The sequence below is a fragment of the Candidatus Pelagibacter sp. HIMB1611 genome, from assembly GCF_052047715.1.
In the GTDB taxonomy this organism is placed as follows: Bacteria; Pseudomonadota; Alphaproteobacteria; order Pelagibacterales; family Pelagibacteraceae; genus Pelagibacter.
The window spans coordinates 99,956-123,045 of record NZ_JBNAJM010000001.1; the positions used below are offsets into that span (position 1 = coordinate 99,956).

Sequence of the window (23,090 nt, forward strand, 5' to 3'; positions counted from 1 at the left end):
CTGCTATTGCTTGGGCTATGTATATGGCTGACAAGTATATGTTTTAATGAACAGAAATCTTTCACTTCTTATTTCAAGCCAAGTTTTTGGTTTCACAGCAGCCAATGTAACAGTTTTTTTAAGTGGAATAATCGGAAGTCAGCTTTCAACTATTAAATCATTAGCTACTTTTCCTCCTTCAATTTATGTAGTTGGTATAGCAATCTCTACTATTTTTGCTGCAAAAGTTATGTCAATTATTGGCAGACGTTTAGGTTTTGTTTTGGCATCTATAGGTAGCTCTTTAGCTTGTTTACTTGCTGCTTACTCAATCTTTATTAATAGCTTCATAATATTTTCATTTTCTTGTTTTTTACTTGGTACTGGAATGGCTTTCATTCATCAGTATAGATTTGCAGCAGCTGAAACAGTTGAAAAAGATAAAGCACCCAAGGCAGTTTCTATGCTTTTGTTAGCTGGAATTGTCTCTGCATTTATAGGAATTACTTTAGCAAATAAAACAAAAGATTTAATTAGTGATCATGTTTATGTTGGATCGTATATCGCATTAGCATGTCTTACTATAATGCCTGCAATTTTTTTAAGTTTTTATAAAAATTCAAAAATTACTAATAAAAATAATTCAACATATTCCAATGTTAGGACTTACAAAGAATTTGTCTCTGATCCAAAATTTTTACAAGCAATGGTAGCTGCTACTTTTGGTTATGTGGTTATGGCATTTTTAATGACAGCTACTCCAATTAGTATGCATTATGTCCATAAATTAAGTGTAGACAAAGTTGGACTGGTTATCCAATTTCACGTACTTGGAATGTTTCTCCCATCATTGTTCACAGGTAACCTAATAAAGAGATTTGGTTTTTCAAATATAATGTACATGGGAGTTTTTTTTTATGCTTTGACAATATCATTAAGCTTATTTGAACCAACTTTTATAAATTATTTTGCCTCATTGATATTTTTAGGTATAGGATGGAATCTTCTATATATCTCAGGAACTAGCTTGTTAGTTACCACTTACAATGAGCAAGAAAAATTTAAAGCCCAAGGATTTAATGATCTAATAGTTTTTTCTGCTACAGCAATTGGAAGTTTATCAGCAGGAATTTTAATTTCATTGTTGAGTTGGAAAATGGTAAATTTTATGTGCATTCCTTTTTTGATAATTATTTTATTTGTAATTTTGAGAGCAGATATAAAAAAAGCCCCAGCAAACTAATTTACCAGGGCTTTTTAAAATAAGATTTAAATTATCTTTGTTTTTTAGTTTTGAATTTTCCGCCTTTAACTTCTTGCTCTAAGAAAGAACCTTCAGCTTCACCAACTTCAGTAAAAGATACTCCAGTAGCACCTTCGTAATTTATCTTTTTACCTTTTGCTAGTAAGTCTAAACCTTTCTTTAATTCACCTGGGTAGATTTTAGTACCAGGAGCGTTAGCAACATCCATTACATTTTTTGCAATAGATGCTCTGTCAGCAGAATTACCTGCTTGCATTGCAAGAACTATTAAAGCAGCTGCATCGTAAGACTCTCCAGTGTAAGGACCAGATGAATCTATACCACCAGCTTTTGCAACTTCTGCAAATACACCAGCACCTTTACCAGTAGAACCTGGTAGAGATCCAAATGATTTGCTCAAGTCTTTACCAAATGCATCAACTAATGATTGACCAATCATACCATCTGATAATACGAAAGTATCAAATGCACCAGAGTCTAAAGAAGCCTGAATAATTCCTTTTCCTCCTTGGTCAAGATAACCAATAACTGCTACAGCATCACCACCAGCAGAAGCAAGAGTTGCTACTTCTGATGAGTAATCTGCTTTACCATCTTCATGAGCAGTTACAGTTGTAACTTTAATACCATGAGCTTCAACTGCTGCTTTGTAAACATCAGCTAAACCTTTTCCATAGTCATTGTTAGTATAAGTGATTGCAATGCTTTTTACTTTTCTGTCTTTAGTAATGTCAGCTAAAATTTGACCACCTCTAGCATCTGATGGAGCAGTTCTAAAGAAATATCCATTATCATCTAGAGTAGTTAATCCTGGAGAGGTTGCTGAAGGTGAAATCATTACAACACCGTTTGGTACAGCAACATTTGTTGCAATAGCACCTGTTACACCTGAACAGTCAGCTCCCATAATTGCAGCTACACCACCTGAAATTAAACCTTCAGCTGCCGCTGTTGCTGCTGCTGAGTCAACACAAGTTGAGTCTGCTCTCATTGCTTCAATTTTTTTTCCACCAAGTAATGAACCTGAATCTGAAGCTTCTTTAAATGCAAGCTCTGCAGATGCAGCCATAGCTGGAGTAAGAGATTCAATAGGACCTGTAAATCCTAAAATGATTCCCATTTTGATCGAATGTCCGTCTGCCATAACGTTTGAACCAAAGCTTGATACAAACATAAATGCAGCGATAAATAGTTTTCTCATTATCTTCCTCATTATTGTTAACAATTTATAAAATCTAATTTAAGTATGAATAATCTGAATATTCAATGACAAAATTGGCTTATTTTAAAGTATTATCTAATAGAGAATGGGTCTAAAGATGGTTCATCCGATGTGTAGAACCAAGTTGTTTTTACTCTTGTGTAATCTTTAATTGAGTCAATTCCTGCCTCTTTACCGTATCCACTATCCTTGATACCTCCAAATGGAGCCGACGGGGAAATTAATCTGTAAGTATTAACAAATGTTATTCCAGCTCTAATTGCTTTTGATACTCTCATACCTCTAGATAGATTGCTGGTATATACTCCTGAAGATAATCCATACTGATTGTCATTCATTTTTGAGATAACCTCTTCTTCAGTATCAAATTTCATTACTGATAAAACAGGTCCAAATAATTCATTTTCTGCAACAGGTAAATTATGATTATCACATTCAATTATAGTCGGTGGAAAGTAATAACCTTTATTTGAAAAAGAATGTCTCTCACCACCACATTTAATTTTTCCACCTTGATCAATAGTTTCTTTAATATTTTTTTCTATTGTTTCTAATTGTTTAAAATTACTCAATGGGCCCATTTCAGTTTCAGGATCCATAGGTGCTCCTATTTTGATTTTAGAAGCTCTTTCAGAAAGTTTGTTTAAAAATTCGTCATAAATACCTTTTTGAATATAAAGTCTTGAACCAGCTATACAACTTTGACCACTTGCTCCAAAAATTCCTGCTGTAATTCCATTAATTGCATTTTCTTGCTCGGCATCATCAAAAACAGCCACTGGACTTTTTCCTCCAAGTTCTAAACTCACTTCAGAAAGATTTTCTGCTGAATTTTTAACTATATGTCTTGCGGTTTCTGGTCCACCTGTGAAAGCAATTTTTTCAACTAAATCATGAGTTGTTAAAGTTTTTCCACATGGATCTCCAAATCCAGTTATGACATTTACTACTCCTTTGGGTATCCCAGTTTTTTCAATTAATTTGGCAAATTCAAATAATACCGCAGGCGCTAGTTCTGATGATTTAATTACAACAGTATTTCCCATTGCAAGTGCTGGAGCCAATTTAGTAGCAGTTAAAAACATTTGAGAGTTCCAAGGGATAATGGCTGCCACCACACCTATCGGTATTCTAGTGGTTATTGCTTGAATATTTGGTTTATCAATTGGCAAAACTGTACCCTCAACTTTATCAGCTAAACCTGCATAGTAATCATAGTATTCTGCAATATAGATTGCTTGTTTATTTGTTTCTCTAAACAATTTTCCTGTATCTATTGTTTCTATTTCCCCAAGCATTTCTGCATTTTCTCTTAACTGGTCCCCAATAGCTCTTAAAAATTTTGCTCTTTCCTTAGGAAGTAATTTAGGCCATTCACCTTCAAAAGCTTTTTGCGCAGCTTTAACCGCTTTATCAGTATCTTTAGCACTTGCTTCTGGAACAATTGCCCAAGGTTCATTATTTTCAGGGTTTAAAGTTTCAAATGTTTTATTGTTTTCAGCATCAACCCACTGTCCATCAATATACATTTGATATTTTTTAAGTTTACTCATTTTCTTTGATAAAATTGTTTAGAGATGAATTTACATCATCGGCACACTCAATACCACAAAGATGTTTTCCATCCTTGATTATCTTTAATCGGCTTTTTGGTATTAAAGCATTCAATTCTTGAGACATTTTAACGGTAGAGCCAATGTCATATTCTCCAGTCATAACTAAAGTGTGGTTTTGAATTTTATTAAAATCCTCATCATTTTGATGTTTTACAAACAGCTCATAAACTTTCAGAAAATGCTCCATATTATTAGCTGCTAAAATAGAGCTAATTTTATCATAAATACTTGGATGGTTTTCAATATACTTGTCTGTGAACCATCTTTTAAGAGCTTGTCTTGACAATTTAAGATCTTTCTTTGCTTGTTCAAATCTTTGATTTACAATTTTTTGTTGCTCTTCGGTCCTTTTATATATTGAGCATAAAAGAGTTAGTGATTGTAAATGTGAACTGTGACTGATAGCAAAATTCCTCGCAATCAAAGAACCTATTGAAAAACCAACCAAATGAATTTTTTTTATATTAAGGTGGTTAATTAAATCAATTAATTGATCCGAAAAGTCATCAAACGAAATTATTTGCTTATCTAAAGATGATTTTCCATGACCAAGAATATCATATGTAAGAGTACTATAATCATTAAAAAAATCTAATTGAGGTTTCCAAATCTCGTGGGTTAAACCTACACCATGAACAAATACAATTGGAATTTCTTGGTCTTTCTTGTTATACGAGTAAAAAGTTCCAGAAGCAGTAGTTCCAGTGGTCATCAAGATTTATTTGGGTTCAATACCCATTTCTTTCATATCTTGATATCGATCACCAGTTCTAGCATGTGCTCTTCCACTAGATGCCCCACCTATTGCAATAACTACTTCATCGTTAAATGGTGCATCATGAATAGTAAATTCATGTGTTAGATAATAAGGTCTTAACCCAGAGTCAGTTTTATGCATCATCGGAATAGAAATTTTTGATCCTGCCGGTCCTCTTGTATTTGTAAAACTTAAATAAGATGTGCCTCCCACAGCGTCTCTAAATTTATTTCCAAATCTCAAGGTGTGAATAAAAGCAGATGCATGCTCTATTTCTCCATCCAATCCAACCACTCCTGCTTTACCGTATGCTAGTATTTTTTCTGGGGAACCAATTTCTTTGATCAGTTCTGGTACAAGTATATCTCCCAATTTTGGTGCAAGATCTAAAATCACAGGTCTTAAATTTTCCACAAAGCCTTGTCCATGCCAAGGATTTTTAAAAACTGCAGCAACAGATACTAATAATACAGGCTCTTTTGCTTCCTTGCCTCCTTCAATAAAAGTTTTGTCTACAAATTTTGTAAATTTTCTTAGTTCTAATTTCATTTTTTAATTCTATGTTGAAAACTATCTCGTCTAAAACTGTATAATGCTTTCGGATCTACATCAACATCAATCACAGAGGGTTTATTGCTTTTAATTGCTGCTCTAACTGCTTCATTTATTTCAGAAACTTTTTTAACTTTAAATCCTGTCGCCCCATATAATTCGGCAACTTTATCAAAAGATGGACTTGTTATATCAGCACCTAAATATCTTTTACCAAAAAAATCTTTTTGATAAGCTTTTTCGGCTCCCCAACTTTGATTATTCATCACGATAGTTGTTGTATTTATTCCATATTCAACAGCTGTGCTTAATTCAGAAATAGTCATTCCAAAACCACCATCGCCCATCAAACTTACAACTGTTTTTTTTGGTTTTGCAACTTTAACTCCAAGTCCACAAGCAAAAGAGAAACCAACTAGGCCAAAATCTAAAGGTGTAAATAGAGAAGGGGGATCATAGTATTCTAAAGCGTCTGTTGCTTGTAAGCACAAGGTTCCTGCATCTAAAGTGATGGCCGAATTTTTAGGTAAAACTTTTCTTAGTTGTTTAAACAAACCTTTCGGCTGGATTGGAAAATTTTTTCCTAAATTTTCACTTTCTCTATTATTTAAAAATTCTTTTCTTTCTTTAATATACAAATCAGTCCATTTTTTTGCATCTAATTTGATTTTTGCTTTTTTAATTTCTTTATATAATTGAACAGTTGCTGTTGCAGCATCTGCATGAATTCCTATTGATACTGGAAAATATTTTCCAATCATTTTTTTTTCTAATTCAATTTGAATTATTTTTGCTTTTTTATTTATATTTTCATAAGAGTAAAATGTTGAATTAAATCCTAGTCGAGTACCGATAGTCAAAATAACATCTGCTTCTTTGACTAATCTTGATGCAACAGGATTGCCTCTTGGTCCCATTTGCCCTGCATTTAATTTATGATTAAATGGTATGGCATCTCCATGACCTGCGGCTGTAACAATTGGAACATTAAGCAATTCTGCCAATTTAATAACTTCTCTATATTTTGAGTTATATTTAATTCCAGCCCCAACAATTATTGTTGGATTTTTTGATTTCAGTAGCAATTTAGTTGCTTTATTTATTCTCTCTTTATTTCCTTTAAGATTACTTTCACTAGAGAACGAAGGGTTATTTAAATTAATATTGTAATTATTTTTTTCCGCCAATATGTTTCTTGGAAGGTTGATACAAACAGGTCCTCTTCTTGGTTTCATTGATAAATCAAATGCATCGCCAATTACTTTAGGAACAATCTTAGAATTTTTTACAGTCCAAGTCTTTTTTGTAATTGGAGCAAACAAGGATTGTTGATCTAGGCCTTGAAAAGCATCTTCCATTTTATCTTTTGTTGAGTAAGAACCTGCAATCGCAACTACAGGGGAGAAAGCGGCTTTTGCTTGCGCTACTCCAGTTACTAAATTTGTTGCACCTGGTCCATTTTGGCCTGCAATAATTACACCATGCTTATTAGATGCTCTTGCATATCCATCAGCCATATGAGTGCCTGTTCTTTCGTCTCTAACTCCAATAAATTTTATACTTTTTTCATGATAAAGAGCATCAAACATTTCCATTGTTGCAGAACCAATTAAACCAAAAACATGTTTAGTTTTTTCTCTCTTAAGAGCTTTAACGGCAGCTTGACCACCACTTATTTTTTTTTTGGAATTGATCACGAAACTTTTTTAACTTCAGTACCTAAATCATCTTGAAAATGAGGCATAACTTTTTCTGTAAAAAGTTTAATACTTTTCATGCAATCATTATGTTTCACTCCAGGAAAGTTTGACCAAACTTGTAAGTTTTGTAAATTTAATTCAGATTTTAATTCATGAATTTTATCAATCACATATTCAGGCGTTCCAAATAACATATTTCTTTTGTGTAAAAATTCATAATTTAATAAATCCAGCTTACCTTTGGTTTCTGGAAGTTCTTCACCTGGATCCATATGATTGCTTAGACCACGCCAATGACAAACCCAACGCATATAGTTTACCATGTGTTCACCAGCTTTTTCTTTAGCTTCTTCCATTGTATCAGCTACAAACATATCTCTAACAAGAGATACACCTTCACCTAAAGGAATATTTTTTTTGGTTACTTCAGATCTTTTATTTTTATAAGCTTCAAATTTTGCCTTTAGAGCTTTTACTGTTGGTATCCACATTATAATATTAATATTATTCTCAGCTGCCCACTCAATTGATCTAATTCCATCAACTACTTGATGGATAGGAGGATAAGGTTTCTGAAAAGGTTGTGGCAAAACACTAATTTTTTTCATCGTGTTATCTTCCATATTCATAAATTCTTCACTTGGTGGACTCATGTCATGTTGCCAAACATAATTTGGAGAAGGATATGTATAAAACTCACCTTGATGACTAAAAAACTTTTCACTCCATGCTTTTTTTAGCACTTCAAGTGTTTCAGCAAACAATCTGAAGTTTTTTGCCTGGTCTTTAAGATCAGCTTCTTTGTTCAAATTGATTGCTTCTCTACCGTAAATTCCTCTAGCAACACCTACTTCAACTCTTCCTTTTGAAAGTTGATCTAGCGTAGCAATATCCTCTGCCAGTCTTATAGGATTATGAAATGTAATTACATTTGCAGCTTGTCCTATTCTAATATTTTTTGTTCTCGCAGCTGCATCTACCCCCATCATTATTGGGTTAGTGCATGACTCCATTCCTTCATGATTAAAGTGGTGTTCAGTAAACCAAATAGAGTTCCAATTATTTTGATCACAATATTCTGTGATTTCTTTAGTTTCGTCTAATAATTGATGATATGGTTTGTGTGTCCAGTTAGTGGTATTGCAAAAATAACCAAATTTCATAAAGCCTCCTTTAAAAGTTAATTTAAAGACGACCGATCCCACTTTCGTAAATCTTTGATTTTAACGACGAGTTATGTATCGCTTTATAAAATAACGATATCACTTTTTAATAGCAGTGGAAATCTAAAAAAGCCTCTTTTTATCTGTCCATGGACCTTTTTTTGTTTTGGGTAAAAACTTTTTAAGATCTAATAGGACTTTTTCAGACAGCTTTCTGTATGTAGTAAGTTTTCCTCCATAAATGTTTAAAAGAGGTAATTTCTTTACAATGTTTAAATCAAAAACATAATCTCTTGTAACTTTTGAGGCTTCCTTAAAATCCTCTATTAGTGGTCTTATTCCTGAATAAGTATCAACTATATCTTTTTTGCTGATTTGTTTTTTTAAATAATTATTTACTGATCGAATTAAATATTGAGTTTCTTGTTTTGATATTACAGTATTTTCTGGAGATTTAACTTCCACTTCAGTTGTTCCAATTAATGAAAATTTCTTTTTGTAGGGAATTACAAAAATTATTCTTTTGTCTGTATTTTGAAATGTAAATGCAACATCTTCTTTGTATAATTTCTTTGTAATTATGTGACTACCTTTAACTAATCTGATTTTATTTTTAGATTTTATTTTTATATTTTTATGCAAAGTTTCATTTATCCATGGTCCTGATGCATTTATTAAAACTTTTGATTTTATTTTTTTTCTATCTTGAAGACTAATGACCCATTCATTATTAATAATTTCAGCTTTTTTAACTTTATTGTATTCTAGTATTTTAGCTTTATTTTTTTTTGCATCTTGTGCATTTAGTTTTGTTAATTTTTTATCATCAATTTGAATATCGTAATATTGAAAACCAGTTTTGAATTTCTCCTTAAGAATATTTGGAAATTTTTTATTAAGATCTAATGTTTTTGATTTTGGAATATTAGTTTTTCCACCTAAATTATCATACAAAAGTAAACCAAATTTAATTAACCATGCTGGTCTAATTTTATCAGTATGAGGAATAATGAATGGAATTGGTTTTGAGATGTGTCTTGCAATTTTGTAAACAATTTCTCTTTCTTTAAGAGACTCTCTTACTAATTTAAATTCGTAATTTTCCAGATAACGAAGACCACCATGAATTAATTTTGTTGACCAAGAAGAAGTTGCTCCTCCTATTTCTCCTTTATCTGCCAAACATACAGACAAACCTCTTCCAGAAGCATCCCTTGCGATACCGGCTCCATTTATACCGCCACCTATTATGAATAAATCAAATACTTTAGACATCAAACCGAATTGTTTATAAAATGTAATAATAAATTTTCAACGACTTAAATTATTCTAACGTTGGTATTCAATAAATTTTTTTAAAGATTGATTTAGAAATTTTTCGTAAATCTGACCTGTATTAGAATATTTTTTTGAATTAAGGAAAGATTTATTCATTTTAAAGTCATAAGAAGGCTCAAAGAAGAATGGAATGGAAAGTCTCTTGCTTTTGTTCCATAGCACTCTGTGATTTGTGGCTTTAAATTTACCTTTACTTAAAAACTCTAAAGCTCTTCCTGTATTTACCACCAAAGCTTTTTTATTAAATGGTACATCATTCCATTTTTTCGTTTTTCTATTCTGTACTTGAAGACCACCTTTTTTATCTTGATATAGAACTGTAAATATTCCACTATCTACATGCGTTTCACATCCAAGTGCAACTCCATCTTGTTTTGATATCTCCACTGGCCTTGTTTGATTTGGATAATAATTAAATCTTAAAGTACTTAAAGTTTTTAACCTTGAAAAAGCTTTGTTTGAAATATTTGGATCAAGTTTATTTAATTTAATTACACTTTTAAACAAAGTTTCACTTAAATTGTAAATATTTTCAAAATATTTATTCAAGGCCTGAATAGAAGTTTTGTTAAAACATTTATTTAGATCTAAATATTCAATGTATTGGTTTCTGGTTTTTGAAGAATATTTCTTAGTAATTTTTAAATCTCCTATATCCAAACCCTCTTTTCCATTTACATCATTTGGAAAATAACCTCTGTAAAGATTGTTATTTTTTTTATTCCATTTTTTTGGTGATAATTTCCTTTTTTTACTGTCTGACAAATTGAAGAACTTGTTTCCTATTCCACATATTTTATTAATTTCTTTCAAATTGAGACCATGTCCAGTCACTTGAAAAAAACCTATATTTACACAAGCTTTCTCAATTTCTTTAATTGTTTTTAACGCACTCTGGGTCTCAAAATTATTTTTAATAAGTGATGATATGTTAATTGTAGGTATATAATTTTTGGTCATCTTCTAATTGGTGTTTCCGTAGCAATGTATTGCTCTCTAACTCTTTCTCTTAAATAGATATATATTCCTGCTGCTATTATACAGGCAACACCTAGAAATGTTCTTCCAGATGGAATTTCATTAAATAGGAAATACCCAGGTATCATCGACATTATAATTAGAGAGTATTCAAATAAAGAAACAACCGATGGAGAGGCAACTATGTATGCAGAAAATATACAAAGAAAAGCAATTGATGCTGCTACACCAAAAAATAATATAAATTTCCATGTGTAATCAAAGTTAGAAAACCATTCTCTAAAAATAAATTGAGTTGTTGGATCAAAATTAGAATTGTTAAACTGACCATTGCCCATAAACAGATAAATAACTCCACATAATATGAGCGCAATTAAATAGAAATAAAATAATTGAGTATTTACATCATCTTTATCAGAGGTGTATTTTGTAATTGTCATCGAGGCTGCATAAAAAAATGCACATCCGACAGGAAGCAGACTTTTGTATTCAAAATCTGAAAAATTTGGATCTAAAACTATAAACACACCAATAAAACCAAATACAATTGCAGACCATCTTCTAATTCCAATAAATTCCTTTAAAAAAAATTTAGCAAAGATTGATACAAAAAAAGGGCAGGAGAAAAAAAGCGCATTAGCTGTTGCTAATGGCATGTAAGTTAGAGAAATAAAAAATGCAGAAAAAGCTAAAAAATGTAAAATTACTCTTACCAAAGTTAATATTGGATAATGCGTTTTTAAACTAACCTTTTGCTGTTTAAATTTGATGTAGCAAAACAATAAAATTGCAGCAACAAAGTATCTCCCAAAAAAAATTTCATATAATGCTGCTTTTTCAAATATAAATTTGATTAATGAGTCCTGCATTGCAAATAAAGTCATTGCAATAATAATAAGAACAATTCCTTTAGAGTTATTATCGGTACTCATTTCGCACCTATACCAAAATAAGATAATGAATAATATTTAATTATTTCTTCAGTTTTGAAGAGAACAAAAGATTTTCACTTGAAAATTCAGCTTCATTTTCCTTTATAAAATTAGCCATCAACTTCAACTTTTCTTCTTCGAATTCGGTAACCTTTCTTTTGTTGAGATCAATGTATAGAGATATCCATTCCATCGATGCTGAGATTTTTTTAGTCTCTTTTGTAACCATTTCCATTTTTAAATGTAATCGTTTTTTATCATGGTCAAAGTAAGTGAGGTTTATATCAACAGTTTCACCTTCTTTGACCTCATTAATATATTTAGTGTTTGTCTCAACAACCATAGTGCTTCTATTAAGATTTTTTGCTGCACTTGCTCCCATTTTAAACTTTTCAAGCGCTACTTCCCATGCTTCATCAAATATCAAAACATAATAAGCCATGTTCATATGATTGTTATAATCAACCCAGTTCTTTGTGATATTGAAGCTTTTAAGAAAAACAGACATTTATTTTTTTAATTTAACATTAATATCATATAATAAAGTTTTTATGAAAAAAGTATTAACAGGCAGTTGTTTATGCAAAGGTGTAAAGTTTAAAACACTTAATAAACTAAGAAGTGTATCTAATTGCCATTGTGTGCAATGCAGAAAAACTCATGGTGTATTTGGAGCCTATACAAATATTAAAGACAAAGAACTTAAGTTTTTAAACAAAACTACTTTAAAGTGGTTTAAGTCATCTAAGAATTCCAAGAGAGGTTTTTGCAATAAATGTGGGGCAAGTATATTTTTTAAAGTTGATAAATCTGACAATGTTTCAATTTCCGCAGGAATGTTTGATGGTAAAACAAAACTAAAAACTTTTAGAAATATATTTGTAGGTTCAAAGTCAGATTTTTATCAAATCAATGACAAACTTCCAAAATATAAAAGATTTGCTAAATAAAATTATTTTAAGATTTAGTTAAAGAAGACTGCAATTCTTGATTAGTAATATAGCCCTTAATATTACCATTCTTATCAACCACTTCACAATTTGAGTCTGAACAAACTATTTGAGGTAAAAATTCCTCAATAAATTGATCTTCATTCACTTTAATGACGTTTGATTTATCAATATTTTCAGATTCATTTAAATTTTTCATAATTATTTTTGCTTTGATTACTTTTGCTCTATTCACATCTTTAACAAAAGCTTTTACGTAATCATCTGCAGGGTTCATTATAATTTCTTCTGGAGTTCCAACTTGTACTAATTTTCCTGAATTTAAAATTCCAATATGGTCACCTAACCTCAATGACTCATCAAGATCATGAGTAATAAATACAATTGTTTTTTTTAATTCTGATTGAAGATCAATAAGTTGTTTTTGCATATCACTTCTTATTAGTGGATCTAGAGCACTAAAAGCTTCATCCATCAACATTATGTCCGTATCAGTTGCTAATGCTCTTGCTAAACCTACACGCTGCTGCATTCCACCAGATAATTGATTTGGATATTGATTTTCAAATCCATTTAATCCAACAGCATCAATTTTTTCCATTGAGATTTTATTTCTCTCATCTTCGGACTTACCTTGCATTTCCAAACCATATCCAACATTTTGCAAGACTGTTTTGTGCGGGAATAAACCAAACCTTTGGAAGACCATACTCATTTTGTGTCTTCTAAACTCAATTAGCTTTTCTTTATCAAGCGACATCACATTTGTGCCCTCAACCAAAATTTCACCATCAGTTGGATCAATAAGTCTATTTAAATGTCTAATTAATGTGGATTTTCCTGAGCCCGAAAGACCCATGCAAACAAACGTTTCGCCTTCCTCAATTTTAAGAGAAACATTATCTAAACCAACTGTGTGCCCAGTTTTTTCTAATATTTCATCTTTAGTTGAACCTTGCTTGACCATTGGAAGTACTGATTTTGGATTATTACCAAAGATTTTATATACGTTGTTGATTTCGATTTTTGACATCAGTAAGTTCTAACAGTTCATAGAGCATAATGTAAAACAATTTCTATACAACTCAAAATTGATTTTTATAAATTCGATTTTGTTTGATTTTGTTAGTCATTTAAATAATCATTTAAATAATGACCAAATCAGATCAAGATATTCGATGCGAACTATCTGCTCTTTATAGAATTTTACACATGTATGGGATGACAGATTTAGCTAATCAATGCGCAGGGGCTAGATCAGCTGAAGATAAAGATTGTTCTTTTGTTCATCCTTATGGAATGTTTTATGAAGAGATTACAGCATCCTCTCTAGTAAAGATTGATAAAGATGGTAGAAAAATAAATTCAGATGGACCATGGTTAAATGATGGTTGTATCAATCTTGCACAATGGATTTTTAATTCACGTTCTGATGTTAACTTTTATGTTCACGGACATGCTAACGATGTTATGGCAGTCGGAGGAACTAAAGAAGGTTTGATGTATCTTTCACAAGCAGCAGTATATTTAAATCATTTAATTGGATATATCGATTATGAATTTGTTGAAGATAAAGATTTTGGAAAAAAATTTGAAAACCTTATAGGCAAGCACGATATTTTAATTACAAGAAATCATGGATACTACACTGTAGGTAAAACTGCTGCAGAAGCATTTTTTAGAGCTTATTATTTAGAACAAGCATGCACTGTTCAAGTTAAAAACTTATCTATGGGATTAACTAAACATGAAATAGATAAACAAAAAGCTGCTTATTTTTGGGACAATATGAGTAGTTCAGAAGATTATAATTATGATGGAAAAACAGAATGGGCTGCATTATTAAGAAAACTAGATCGTGAAAATTCAAATTATAAAAGTTGATGGAACAAAATTATAAAATTGAAAATATAACTAAAAATTCTACTAATTTAGAAGTTGATTGGAGTGATGGGAAAAAAAGCAAGTTTAATTATTTGTGGTTAAGAGATAATTGTCCTACAGCACACGATAAAGATTCTCGTCATAGAATGTTTAACATTCTCAAAGTATCTAAAGATATAAATCCTAAAAAATTTTCTTTGAACAATGATGGTAAGCTCCAAATTGAGTGGAGCGAAGGGGATCATATAAGTTATTACGATCAAAGCTGGTTAAGAAATAACTGTTACACTATTAAAAACAATCTAGAATACAAATCACCCTATAAGCTTTGGGATAATTCTCTCCAGGATCACTTAAAAACTGTAGAAATTGATCATGATGAAATTATTAATTCAGATCAAGGTTTAATAAAATGGTTAGAACTTTTACATCATACAGGAATTGCAATTGTAAAAAATGCACCCACAGATGAGAACTCTGGGTTTAAAGTTTTAAACAGAATTAGTCATACTAGGGAAACTTTTTTTAAAACTCCATTTGAGGTAATCAATATTCCAAAACCAAATAATTCTGCTTATACAGCACATGCTTTGAGAAATCATATGGATTTACCTTGGTTTGAAACGCCTCCAGGTTATCAATTTCTTCACTGTTTGGTCAATTCTGCAAATGGTGGAGACTCTTCAGCTGTAGATGGATTTGCAGTTGCAGATTATTTAAGAAAAAATGAAAAGGAAATCTTTGATACATTAGTTAATGTTCACCTTAAATTTAGAGACATGGACTATACTCAAGAATCTGTCAGGAGTTATTATGCGCCAGCAATTTCTTTAACTAAAGATAATGATTATCACGACATTAGATTTAGTGTTGCAACTATGGATGCTCTAGATTGCCATCCTGATTTAATGGATAAAGTTTATAAGGCTCATCATCGATTTGGCAATTTATTACATGATGATAAATTTCAAATTAAATTTAGATTAGGTCCAGGAGATATATTTACTTTTAACAACAGAAGATTGCTTCATGGGAGAACTGAATTTGATCCAAATTCAGGTCACAGGCACCTTCAAGGATATTACATGGATCGTGATGAAATTATTGGAAGATTGAGATATTTGCAAAATTCAAATTAATTCCAACCAGTTACATTTTTTACTTCTAGAAATTCTTCCAATCCCCAAACTCCTCCTTCTCTACCATTTCCAGATTGTCTGTAACCACCAAAAGGAGTTCCAACATCAGCTGCATTACCGTTTATATAAACACATCCTGATCTTAATTTTTTTGCAACTCTATGTGCTTTTTCTTTGTCATCTGTTTGAAGATAATTTCCTAAACCATATGAAGTATCGTTTACAATTTTCACCGCTTCATCTTCGGTATCAAACGGAATAATTGATAAAACAGGGCCAAAGATTTCTTCCTTTGCAATTCTCATCTCATTAGTAACATCTGTGAAAATAGTTGGTTTAATAAAATATCCTTTATTTAAACCATTTGGTAATTCTGGTCCTCCAGCAGCCAAAGTTGCTCCTTCAGAAATTCCACTTTCAATAAGATTTATAATTTTATCGTACTGAACTTTCGAAATTACAGGACCAATGTGATCTCCTTTTTTAGTCGCTTGATCAACTTTAATTTTATTAGCTTCATCAACAGCTTCTTTTACTGCTCTTTCATAAATAGATTTTTCGACCAACATTCTTGTAGGTGCATCACATGATTGTCCTGAATTACTCATTACATTTCTAATACCATCTCTCACTGCATCTTTATAACTGTCAGCAAAAACAATATTTCCACCTTTGCCACCCAGTTCAAGACAAACTCTTTTAATTGTATCAGCGGCATTTTTAGAAATTAATCTCCCAGCTCTTGTTGAACCAGTAAAAGAAACCATATCAATATCTGGATGACTTGAAATATCTGTTCCAACTCCGGCCCCATCACCATTTACTAAGTTAAAAACTCCTTTAGGAAAACCAGCTTCATGGATCATTTCAGCAAACAACATTCCCGATATAGGAGCAATTTCTGAGGGTTTTAAAATCATTGTACAACCAGTTGCAAATGCTGGAGCAACTTTAAGAGCGATTTGATTTATTGGCCAATTCCAAGGAGTTATTAATCCACAAACTCCAATTGGTTCATAACAAATATGGTTATTTGATTTTTCATCAAAATGTTCTTCGAAGTTAAAATTTTTAAGTCTTAATATAAAATCCTCTAAATGATCTCTTCCTGATGCTGTTTGAACATCAGTTGACCAATCCATTGGAGCACCCATTTCTAATGAAATAGCTTCTGCCATTTCATTAAATCTTTTTTTATAAATAGTTAATAATTTTTCTAATAATTTAATTCGTTCCTCTTTTGAGGTTTCTTTCCAAGTTTCAAATGCTGTTTTTGCAGCTTTTACTGCTCTATTTGTATCTTCTGTAGACCCTAGAGAAATTACTGCACAAGGATCTTCATTACATGGATTGATAACATCAAAGTCATTTTTTTTAATTGGATCTACCCATTCACCATCAATATAAAATTTTCTTTTATCTAACATGATATTATTTTAGCACACTATTTAGATTTCATATCCTTTTTCCTCGGGCTCATTATCAACTAATTCTTCTGGGAAACCTTTAGCTCTAAAATCAATATTGTTTAAATCTTCCATCCTTTTTACGATCATAGAAGACCAAGCTCTAGATCCATACTTTTTTTGCCCATCTTTAAATATTTCAACAACTTTTGGAGATATCTCTAGTGGAGCATTTAATTTTTTGGCCAGATCATCAAATAAACCTGTATCTTTTAAAACTAAATCCATTGTAAAATTTATATTATAAGAACCATTCAAGATTACCTGACTTTCGGTTTCATGAACAAATGAATTTCCTGATGATGCAGCTATTCCTTTGAATGTTTTTTCAAGATCTAGATTAGATTTTTTAGCAACTGTCCAAGCTTCTCCTAAAGCAACCAAATGTACTGAAGCTAAATAATTTGTAATTACTTTTAGAGTACTTGCTGTACCCAATTCACCAGTATGTAAAACTTTTCTTCCCATGACTGTTAAGACAGGTAAAATTTTTTCAAACGCTTTTCTCTCACCACCTACAAAAATTGCAATATTTCCTGTTGCAGCTCTATGACAACCACCACTTACTGGGCCATCTAAAGGTATAGCATTTTTTGCAATTACTTTTTCTCCAATTCTCTTTACCTCAGCTTCATCAGTAGTACTCATTTCAAGCCAGATTTTATTTTCAGAAAGGCCCTGAAGTACTCCATCTTCAGCTTCCATAACTTCTGCGCTTACTTTTAGAGATGGCAAAGAAGTAATTATAAGATCAACTTGTTTTGCAAGTTCTTTTCCAGAGTTTGCAACTTTTGCACCAGAACTTTTAAATTGATCTGTTAAATTTTGGTCTACATCTCTTACTGTTAAGTCAATTCCATTTCTCAATAAACTTCCTGCAAGTTTAGCACCTACATTTCCTAGACCAATAAAACCTATCTTCATTATTTTACCTCTTCTTTTTTATTTTTTGTAAAAACTATTAATATGACACCAACAATTATTATTACTCCACCAATGAACAATTCTTTTGTCGGTTCTTCTCCTAAAAGGAAAATTGCAGCTAATAATCCTGTTGGAGGAATTCCCATGGTTACAATAGGCAGAACTTTATAAATAGGATTGTTTTTTATGACATAATAAAAGCAACCATATGTAACTGGCTGCATTATAAAACCAATGTAGATTGCAATTATCCAATGATCAATTTTTGCATTAGCAAAATATTCAATAGTATTTCCATCAATGATTGCTGATAGTAATATTAAAATTGGACCAGAAAATAATGCCATCCAAGCAACTAATGCCAAAGGATTTATTTCTTTACTTAAAGGTTTCACCATCACTTGCCCAAGAGCCCAAATAGCTGAGCCTAATATCGTCAATCCAATACCGATAATTTTTCCATCTAAATTTGGTGAGCCAGTTAAAACATAAACACCGATAAATGCTATACCAATACCAATTAATGCTCTAATTGTTGGTTTCTCTTTAAGCATAAAGTAAGCAAAAATAACTCCAAACGGTACTTCCATTTGAACTAATAAAACTGCAGAAGATGCATCAATCAAGTCTAAACCAGAGTAAGTAATACTGTACTGCAAAGTATTAGCTATTAAAGATGCAATGAATATTTTTAATAAATATCCTCTTGGTATTGGAAACCACCAGACTAAAATTGATGCTGCAAATATAAATCTTAAACCCATTAATAAAATAGGTGGAAAAGATTCAAATGCTGGTTTTGCAATGACAAAACCAAAGCCTAAAAAAATCGGAACCAGCGATGCAATGAAGGTATCTTTTAAATTCATGTCGTTAATTTAATATTAATGATTATTAAAGAACTTCTGGTATATTCATCTTTTAAAATATGAATTCAACAAAAATAGATCCAAAATATATTAGTAAATCAAATCCAAGAGTTGGCTTAATAGCTCTTGCAAGTGATTTTATGATTGAGAGAGATTTCATTAATGTCATAAAAGACAGGGAAATTGATTTTTTTGTTAACCGTATTGAGTGTTACAATCCATTAACTCGAGAAAACCTGATTAAAATGTCTAATAAAGTAACTGAAGTTGCAAAAGATATTTTACCAGATCAAGATATTGATTGTGTTGTTTATGGTTGCACCTCTGGGACCATTGCAGCTGGATATAATTCTATTGAACAAAAAGTAAAAGCAGCAAAACCAATGGCTGATGTTACAACGCCTAGCACAGCAGCAATCAAAGCTTTAAAAAAATTAAATATAAAAAAAATTTCTTTGTTCACACCTTATAGTAAAAAATTAAATGATGAGGTTTTAGAATATTTTAAAACTGAGGGATTTGAAATTACCTCTAATTCTTACTTTGATATCGAAGCTGATTATGACATTGGCAAAGTAGATCAAGATTATTTATATGAAGTATTATCTAAAATTGATTTAAATGGGGCAGAGGCTTTGTTTGTTTCGTGTACAGCATTACCTGTGTTACCAATTATTGATAAACTTGAAAAAAAATTAAACACAATAGTTTTATCTAGCAATCAAGCATTAATTTGGGATACACTTGTAAAAATAAATAAAAATAACTCTGTTGAGGGATTTGGAAAACTATTTGAGGCAAACTAATGTCATTTACTAAAGAAGAATACAAACAAAGATTAAAAAAAGTTCAAAAAATGATGCAAGAAAAAGGCATCGAACTTTTAATTTCTCATGACACTAATAATTTATATTATCTAACTGGTTATGACGCCTGGTCATTCTATTATGCTCAATGCGCTATTGTTCATGTAAATGCTGATGAGCCATTATGTTTTGTTAGAGCTCAAGACGCAGGTGGGGCTTATATAAAAACTTATTTAAAAGATGAAAATATTTTAGTGTATGATGAAGAATACATTCATACTTGGCCAAAACATCCTTACGATAGATTAGTTGAAATAATTAAAGAGAGAAAATGGGACAATCTATCAATCGGGTTAGAGATGGATGCTCACTATTTTACAGCTTTTTGTTATGAAAAAATAAAACAAGGTTTGCCAAATGCCAAAATAAAAGACAGTGATCGATTGGTGAATTGGGCAAGATTTACAAAATCTGATGCAGAAATAAATTACATGAAATCTGCAGCAAAAATTTCTGAAAAAGGAATGAAAACTGCAATGGAAGTTATTAAACCAGGTGTTAGACAGTGTGATGCAGTTGGTGAAATTCAAAAAGCACTATTTTATGGAACTGAGGAATTTGGTGGTGAATATTCAAGTATTGCAACTCTTCTTCCAACAGGAAAAGGTACTTCTGCTTCACATTTGACCGCTACCCAAGATAAATTTGTTGAAGGAGAGGCAACAATTATTGAGCTTTCTGGAGTTTATAAAAGATATCATGCACCAATGGCTAGAACAGTTTTGCTTGGAAAACCCAATCAATTAAAAATTGATACGATGAATAAAACCATTGAAGCTTTAAACTCAGGAATACAGGCAATTAAAGCAGGAAATACTGTTGATGATGTTGCCCAAGCTTTTTGGAAAATACTCGATAAATATGGTATCGAAAAAAGATCAAGAACTGGTTATTCAATAGGGATTGGTTACCCTCCTGATTGGGGAGAACATACTCTTAATTTATATAAAGGAGATAAGACAGTTCTTGAGCCAAATGTTTGTTTTCATATGATTGCTGTGATGCAATTTGGTGATTGGGGTGTTGAGGCGTCAGAGGCTATTAGGGTTACAGAAAACGGTTCAGAGTTATTTTGTAATTTTCCAAAAGAGCTTCATATCAAGAGTTAATTTACTATTGAAATCTACTTTCACAAATGTTTAATAATCAATTTTATGTCTAAAAATCCAGAATTCGTAAAATTTGATAAAGTAGACAAAAGTTATGACGGTAAAGTACTAGTCGTTAAAGATCTTCAATTAGATATTGCTGAAGGTGAATTTATAACGATGCTTGGACCATCTGGTTCAGGTAAAACAACTTGTCTAATGATGTTAGCTGGATTTGAAACTCCAACTAATGGAGAAATTTTATTAGACGGAAATATTATTTCAAACATTCCACCTCATAAAAGAGGAATTGGAATGGTGTTCCAAAATTATGCACTATTTCCACACATGACAGTTTATGAAAATTTAGCTTTTCCTTTAAGAGTAAGAAAAGTTGAAAAAGATGAAATTGATAAAAAAGTAGACAAAGCTTTGTCGATGGTATCCTTAAATGGATTTGAATCTAGAATGCCAGCTCAACTTTCTGGAGGACAACAACAAAGGGTTGCTGTTGCAAGAGCACTAGTTTTTGATCCCGCTGTTGTCTTAATGGATGAGCCACTTGGCGCATTAGATAAAAACTTAAGAGAGAGCATGCAATATGAAATTAAACATATTCATGAAAGCATTGGTGTGACCGTAGTATATGTTACACATGATCAGAGTGAGGCTCTTACCATGTCAAACAGAATAGCTGTATTTAACGATGGTAAAGTTCAACAGTTATCTGATCCAGCAGAACTGTACGAGAAACCAGTAAACTCTTTTGTAGCAGAATTTATTGGTGAAAATAATACATTCAATGGCGAGGTATCGGATATTGATAAAGACAAATGTAAAGTTAAATTAGGTAATGCAGAAATATTAGCTAACCCTATTTCGGTAAAATCAAAAGGTGAAAAAACTACAGTATCTTTAAGACCAGAAAGAGCATTGATAAATCCAACTGATAAAATGGATAATATGTTCACTGGAAAAATCGAGGAAGTAATTTACCATGGTGACCACACAAGAGTTAGACTAGACTTACTTGGTAGTTCTGAGTTTATTTTAAAAGTGCCAAACAGCACCTCAAATCTTGAGCTAAAAGTAAAAGAAGATATTAATATTGGCTGGAATAGTGTTGATGCCAGAGCTTTAGATCCTAAATAATTTCATTTAAAAATTCAAAATAACATTAGATAAAATGAGCTGTTGACTTCACTTGCTCATTTTGGTGTACTTTCGTTATATAAATTAATTTATATTAACGTTTAAACGGAGGAATAATGAAAAAATTAAGTAAATTGTTGCTTACTCTTTCTTTTGCTCTTTCAATAACTTCATCAGCATTTGCAGTTACCGTTGCATCTTGGGGTGGAGCTTATACTGAATCTCAAAAGTTAGGGTATGGTGATCCAACTGCTAAAGCACTAGGAATTGAAGTCAACTGGGTTGACTACTCTGGTGGTTTATCAGAAATTAAAGCACAAAAAGAAGCAGGTGCTATTACTTGGGATATTATAGACTTATTTGCATTCGATACAATTAACGGATGTGATGAAGGTTTATTTGTTAAATTTGATTTTGACAAAGACTTCCCAGCTGCACCAGATGGAACTCCTGCAAGTGAAGACTTCTTCACAGGAATGCCAAGTGAATGTGCTGTAGGAAACATCTTATATTCTTGGAACTATGCGTTTGATACAAGAGCATTTGATGGTAAAGAGCCTAAAACTATCAAAGACTTTTTTGATACTAAAAAGTTTCCTGGAAAAAGAGCAATCTACAAAAGTGCTTTAACTAACCTTGAAATCGCTTTAGCTGCTGATGGAGTTAAAATGGGTAAAGGTGGTGACAGACTTTATAGATTTATGGAAGAAAAAGATGGATACATCGATAGAGCAATGAACAAAGTAAAAGCACTTTGTGAAGATCCAAATGGAGGATGTGTATTCTGGTCTGCTGGTGCACAACCACCTGAATTATTAGTTGCAGGTGAAGTTGTAATGGCAACAGGTTGGAACGGAAGATTCTTCAACGCTGAAGTTGGTGAAGGTGCTCCTATTAAACAAGTATGGGATGGTCAAGGTTTAGACTATGAATATTTTGCACTTGTTGATGGTGGTCCAGACCAAGAGAATGCTATGAAAGCTTTAGCTATGATGACTAACACTGAAATGTTAGCTGGTAGCGCGAAGTACATTGCATACGCTCCATGGAGAAAATCTTCTCTTGAAATAATCAAAGCTGGTGAGCCTTGGTATAAAGATGGTAAAACTGAAATGATGCCACAAATGCCTACAGCTCCTGCTAACACTAAAAATTACTTTTTAGTTGACCCGTTCTTCTGGGCTGATTATGGAACAGAGATTGGTGAAAAATGGGAAGCGATGAAAGCAGGTTTAAATTAAACCTAGTTTT

General features: G+C 31.7%; 22 protein-coding genes. 8 read left to right on the top strand and 14 right to left on the bottom strand.

Annotation, left to right across the window (positions count from 1 at the left end; genetic code table 11):
* Positions 1-46 precede the first annotated feature (46 nt).
* On the top strand, positions 47-1,222 hold the full coding sequence (locus ACTTAS_RS00565; RefSeq protein WP_440677946.1) for an MFS transporter: 1,176 nt from the start codon (positions 47-49) through the stop codon (positions 1,220-1,222).
* Between the two features lie 31 nt (positions 1,223-1,253).
* Here ACTTAS_RS00565 and ACTTAS_RS00570 read toward each other — a convergent pair whose 3' ends face one another.
* The 10 genes from ACTTAS_RS00570 to ACTTAS_RS00615 all read right to left on the bottom strand — a co-directional run bounded on the left by ACTTAS_RS00570 (position 1,254) and on the right by ACTTAS_RS00615 (position 12,009).
* On the bottom strand, positions 1,254-2,444 hold the full coding sequence (locus tag ACTTAS_RS00570; protein WP_440618112.1) for an ABC transporter substrate-binding protein: 1,191 nt from the start codon (positions 2,442-2,444) through the stop codon (positions 1,254-1,256).
* A gap of 92 nt (positions 2,445-2,536) precedes the next feature.
* Positions 2,537-4,018, bottom strand: a complete 1,482-nt coding sequence (locus ACTTAS_RS00575) for an aldehyde dehydrogenase (protein ID WP_440677947.1) — start codon at positions 4,016-4,018, stop codon at positions 2,537-2,539.
* Positions 4,011-4,793, bottom strand: coding sequence for an alpha/beta fold hydrolase (locus ACTTAS_RS00580; RefSeq protein WP_440677948.1), 783 nt, complete (start codon positions 4,791-4,793; stop codon positions 4,011-4,013). Before ACTTAS_RS00580 ends, ACTTAS_RS00575 begins: the two co-directional genes overlap by 8 nt.
* Before the next feature lie 6 nt (positions 4,794-4,799).
* Complete coding sequence (locus tag ACTTAS_RS00585) at positions 4,800-5,387, bottom strand: amino acid synthesis family protein (RefSeq protein WP_440677949.1); 588 nt, start codon at positions 5,385-5,387, stop codon at positions 4,800-4,802.
* Positions 5,384-7,087 (bottom strand): thiamine pyrophosphate-binding protein, encoded by a 1,704-nt coding sequence (locus ACTTAS_RS00590; RefSeq protein ID WP_440677950.1) that lies wholly within the window; start codon positions 7,085-7,087, stop codon positions 5,384-5,386. The genes ACTTAS_RS00585 and ACTTAS_RS00590 overlap by 4 nt, the downstream gene beginning before the upstream one ends.
* Entirely contained in the window at positions 7,084-8,253 is a 1,170-nt protein-coding gene (locus ACTTAS_RS00595) for an LLM class flavin-dependent oxidoreductase (protein WP_440677951.1), read from the bottom strand. Before ACTTAS_RS00595 ends, ACTTAS_RS00590 begins: the two co-directional genes overlap by 4 nt.
* A gap of 123 nt (positions 8,254-8,376) precedes the next feature.
* On the bottom strand, positions 8,377-9,528 hold the full coding sequence (gene glpD, locus ACTTAS_RS00600) for a glycerol-3-phosphate dehydrogenase (RefSeq protein ID WP_440677952.1): 1,152 nt from the start codon (positions 9,526-9,528) through the stop codon (positions 8,377-8,379).
* 54 nt (positions 9,529-9,582) lie between these two features.
* Positions 9,583-10,551, bottom strand: coding sequence for a 2OG-Fe(II) oxygenase family protein (locus ACTTAS_RS00605; protein WP_440677953.1), 969 nt, complete (start codon positions 10,549-10,551; stop codon positions 9,583-9,585).
* Complete coding sequence (locus ACTTAS_RS00610) at positions 10,548-11,501, bottom strand: DMT family transporter (RefSeq protein ID WP_440677954.1); 954 nt, start codon at positions 11,499-11,501, stop codon at positions 10,548-10,550. The genes ACTTAS_RS00605 and ACTTAS_RS00610 overlap by 4 nt, the downstream gene beginning before the upstream one ends.
* 40 nt (positions 11,502-11,541) lie before the next feature.
* Entirely contained in the window at positions 11,542-12,009 is a 468-nt protein-coding gene (locus tag ACTTAS_RS00615) for a thioesterase family protein (RefSeq protein WP_440618121.1), read from the bottom strand.
* 43 nt (positions 12,010-12,052) lie between these two features.
* Between ACTTAS_RS00615 and ACTTAS_RS00620 the strand changes: the two genes are divergently transcribed.
* Positions 12,053-12,451, top strand: a complete 399-nt coding sequence (locus tag ACTTAS_RS00620) for a GFA family protein (protein ID WP_440677955.1) — start codon at positions 12,053-12,055, stop codon at positions 12,449-12,451.
* A 7-nt stretch (positions 12,452-12,458) separates the two neighbouring features.
* Here ACTTAS_RS00620 and ACTTAS_RS00625 read toward each other — a convergent pair whose 3' ends face one another.
* On the bottom strand, positions 12,459-13,484 hold the full coding sequence (locus ACTTAS_RS00625) for a quaternary amine ABC transporter ATP-binding protein (protein WP_440677956.1): 1,026 nt from the start codon (positions 13,482-13,484) through the stop codon (positions 12,459-12,461).
* A 119-nt stretch (positions 13,485-13,603) separates the two neighbouring features.
* On the opposite strand from ACTTAS_RS00625, the gene ACTTAS_RS00630 reads away from it, so the two are divergent.
* Together ACTTAS_RS00630 and ACTTAS_RS00635 are read left to right on the top strand one after the other, a co-directional pair.
* Positions 13,604-14,335, top strand: coding sequence for a class II aldolase/adducin family protein (locus ACTTAS_RS00630; RefSeq protein ID WP_440677957.1), 732 nt, complete (start codon positions 13,604-13,606; stop codon positions 14,333-14,335).
* Entirely contained in the window at positions 14,335-15,474 is a 1,140-nt protein-coding gene (locus ACTTAS_RS00635) for a TauD/TfdA family dioxygenase (RefSeq protein ID WP_440677958.1), read from the top strand. Before ACTTAS_RS00630 ends, ACTTAS_RS00635 begins: the two co-directional genes overlap by 1 nt.
* On the opposite strand, the gene ACTTAS_RS00640 is transcribed toward ACTTAS_RS00635, so the two are convergent.
* From ACTTAS_RS00640 to ACTTAS_RS00650, 3 genes are read right to left on the bottom strand one after another with little or no spacing between them, the layout of a single operon-like run.
* Positions 15,471-16,901 (bottom strand): aldehyde dehydrogenase family protein, encoded by a 1,431-nt coding sequence (locus tag ACTTAS_RS00640; protein WP_440677959.1) that lies wholly within the window; start codon positions 16,899-16,901, stop codon positions 15,471-15,473. The two genes, ACTTAS_RS00635 and ACTTAS_RS00640, sit on opposite strands and share 4 nt — an antisense overlap.
* A 21-nt stretch (positions 16,902-16,922) precedes the next feature.
* Positions 16,923-17,864 (bottom strand): NAD(P)-dependent oxidoreductase, encoded by a 942-nt coding sequence (locus ACTTAS_RS00645; protein ID WP_440677960.1) that lies wholly within the window; start codon positions 17,862-17,864, stop codon positions 16,923-16,925.
* Positions 17,864-18,733 carry a DMT family transporter gene (locus ACTTAS_RS00650; protein ID WP_440677961.1) on the bottom strand — a complete coding sequence of 290 codons (870 nt, stop codon included), beginning with the start codon at positions 18,731-18,733 and terminating at the stop codon, positions 17,864-17,866. Before ACTTAS_RS00650 ends, ACTTAS_RS00645 begins: the two co-directional genes overlap by 1 nt.
* Before the next feature lie 59 nt (positions 18,734-18,792).
* Between ACTTAS_RS00650 and ACTTAS_RS00655 the strand changes: the two genes are divergently transcribed.
* The 4 genes from ACTTAS_RS00655 to ACTTAS_RS00670 all read left to right on the top strand — a co-directional run bounded on the left by ACTTAS_RS00655 (position 18,793) and on the right by ACTTAS_RS00670 (position 23,080).
* On the top strand, positions 18,793-19,539 hold the full coding sequence (locus tag ACTTAS_RS00655; RefSeq protein WP_440677962.1) for a maleate cis-trans isomerase family protein: 747 nt from the start codon (positions 18,793-18,795) through the stop codon (positions 19,537-19,539).
* Entirely contained in the window at positions 19,539-20,708 is a 1,170-nt protein-coding gene (locus ACTTAS_RS00660; RefSeq protein ID WP_440677963.1) for a M24 family metallopeptidase, read from the top strand. Before ACTTAS_RS00655 ends, ACTTAS_RS00660 begins: the two co-directional genes overlap by 1 nt.
* 45 nt (positions 20,709-20,753) lie before the next feature.
* Positions 20,754-21,839 carry an ABC transporter ATP-binding protein gene (locus ACTTAS_RS00665; protein ID WP_440618131.1) on the top strand — a complete coding sequence of 362 codons (1,086 nt, stop codon included), beginning with the start codon at positions 20,754-20,756 and terminating at the stop codon, positions 21,837-21,839.
* Positions 21,840-21,955: 116 nt separating this feature from the next.
* Positions 21,956-23,080, top strand: a complete 1,125-nt coding sequence (locus ACTTAS_RS00670; RefSeq protein WP_440677964.1) for an extracellular solute-binding protein — start codon at positions 21,956-21,958, stop codon at positions 23,078-23,080.
* Positions 23,081-23,090: the final 10 nt, after the last annotated feature.

Excerpts from the sequence above, each read along its gene's own strand:
- ACTTAS_RS00655 (WP_440677962.1), top strand. The coding sequence starts at position 18,793 with ATGAATTCAACAAAAATAGATCCAAAATATATTAGTAAATCAAATCCA.
- ACTTAS_RS00570 (WP_440618112.1), bottom strand. The coding sequence starts at position 2,444 with ATGAGAAAACTATTTATCGCTGCATTTATGTTTGTATCAAGCTTTGGT.
- ACTTAS_RS00650 (WP_440677961.1), bottom strand. The coding sequence starts at position 18,733 with ATGAATTTAAAAGATACCTTCATTGCATCGCTGGTTCCGATTTTTTTA.
- ACTTAS_RS00640 (WP_440677959.1), bottom strand. The coding sequence starts at position 16,901 with ATGTTAGATAAAAGAAAATTTTATATTGATGGTGAATGGGTAGATCCA.
- ACTTAS_RS00660 (WP_440677963.1), top strand. The coding sequence starts at position 19,539 with ATGTCATTTACTAAAGAAGAATACAAACAAAGATTAAAAAAAGTTCAA.
- ACTTAS_RS00610 (WP_440677954.1), bottom strand. The coding sequence starts at position 11,501 with ATGAGTACCGATAATAACTCTAAAGGAATTGTTCTTATTATTATTGCA.
- ACTTAS_RS00630 (WP_440677957.1), top strand. The coding sequence starts at position 13,604 with ATGACCAAATCAGATCAAGATATTCGATGCGAACTATCTGCTCTTTAT.
- ACTTAS_RS00635 (WP_440677958.1), top strand. The coding sequence starts at position 14,335 with ATGGAACAAAATTATAAAATTGAAAATATAACTAAAAATTCTACTAAT.
- ACTTAS_RS00580 (WP_440677948.1), bottom strand. The coding sequence starts at position 4,793 with ATGACCACTGGAACTACTGCTTCTGGAACTTTTTACTCGTATAACAAG.
- ACTTAS_RS00620 (WP_440677955.1), top strand. The coding sequence starts at position 12,053 with ATGAAAAAAGTATTAACAGGCAGTTGTTTATGCAAAGGTGTAAAGTTT.
- ACTTAS_RS00665 (WP_440618131.1), top strand. The coding sequence starts at position 20,754 with ATGTCTAAAAATCCAGAATTCGTAAAATTTGATAAAGTAGACAAAAGT.
- ACTTAS_RS00565 (WP_440677946.1), top strand. The coding sequence starts at position 47 with ATGAACAGAAATCTTTCACTTCTTATTTCAAGCCAAGTTTTTGGTTTC.
- ACTTAS_RS00670 (WP_440677964.1), top strand. The coding sequence starts at position 21,956 with ATGAAAAAATTAAGTAAATTGTTGCTTACTCTTTCTTTTGCTCTTTCA.
- ACTTAS_RS00585 (WP_440677949.1), bottom strand. The coding sequence starts at position 5,387 with ATGAAATTAGAACTAAGAAAATTTACAAAATTTGTAGACAAAACTTTT.
- ACTTAS_RS00575 (WP_440677947.1), bottom strand. The coding sequence starts at position 4,018 with ATGAGTAAACTTAAAAAATATCAAATGTATATTGATGGACAGTGGGTT.
- ACTTAS_RS00625 (WP_440677956.1), bottom strand. The coding sequence starts at position 13,484 with ATGTCAAAAATCGAAATCAACAACGTATATAAAATCTTTGGTAATAAT.
- ACTTAS_RS00605 (WP_440677953.1), bottom strand. The coding sequence starts at position 10,551 with ATGACCAAAAATTATATACCTACAATTAACATATCATCACTTATTAAA.
- ACTTAS_RS00645 (WP_440677960.1), bottom strand. The coding sequence starts at position 17,864 with ATGAAGATAGGTTTTATTGGTCTAGGAAATGTAGGTGCTAAACTTGCA.
- glpD (WP_440677952.1), bottom strand. The coding sequence starts at position 9,528 with ATGTCTAAAGTATTTGATTTATTCATAATAGGTGGCGGTATAAATGGA.
- ACTTAS_RS00595 (WP_440677951.1), bottom strand. The coding sequence starts at position 8,253 with ATGAAATTTGGTTATTTTTGCAATACCACTAACTGGACACACAAACCA.
- ACTTAS_RS00615 (WP_440618121.1), bottom strand. The coding sequence starts at position 12,009 with ATGTCTGTTTTTCTTAAAAGCTTCAATATCACAAAGAACTGGGTTGAT.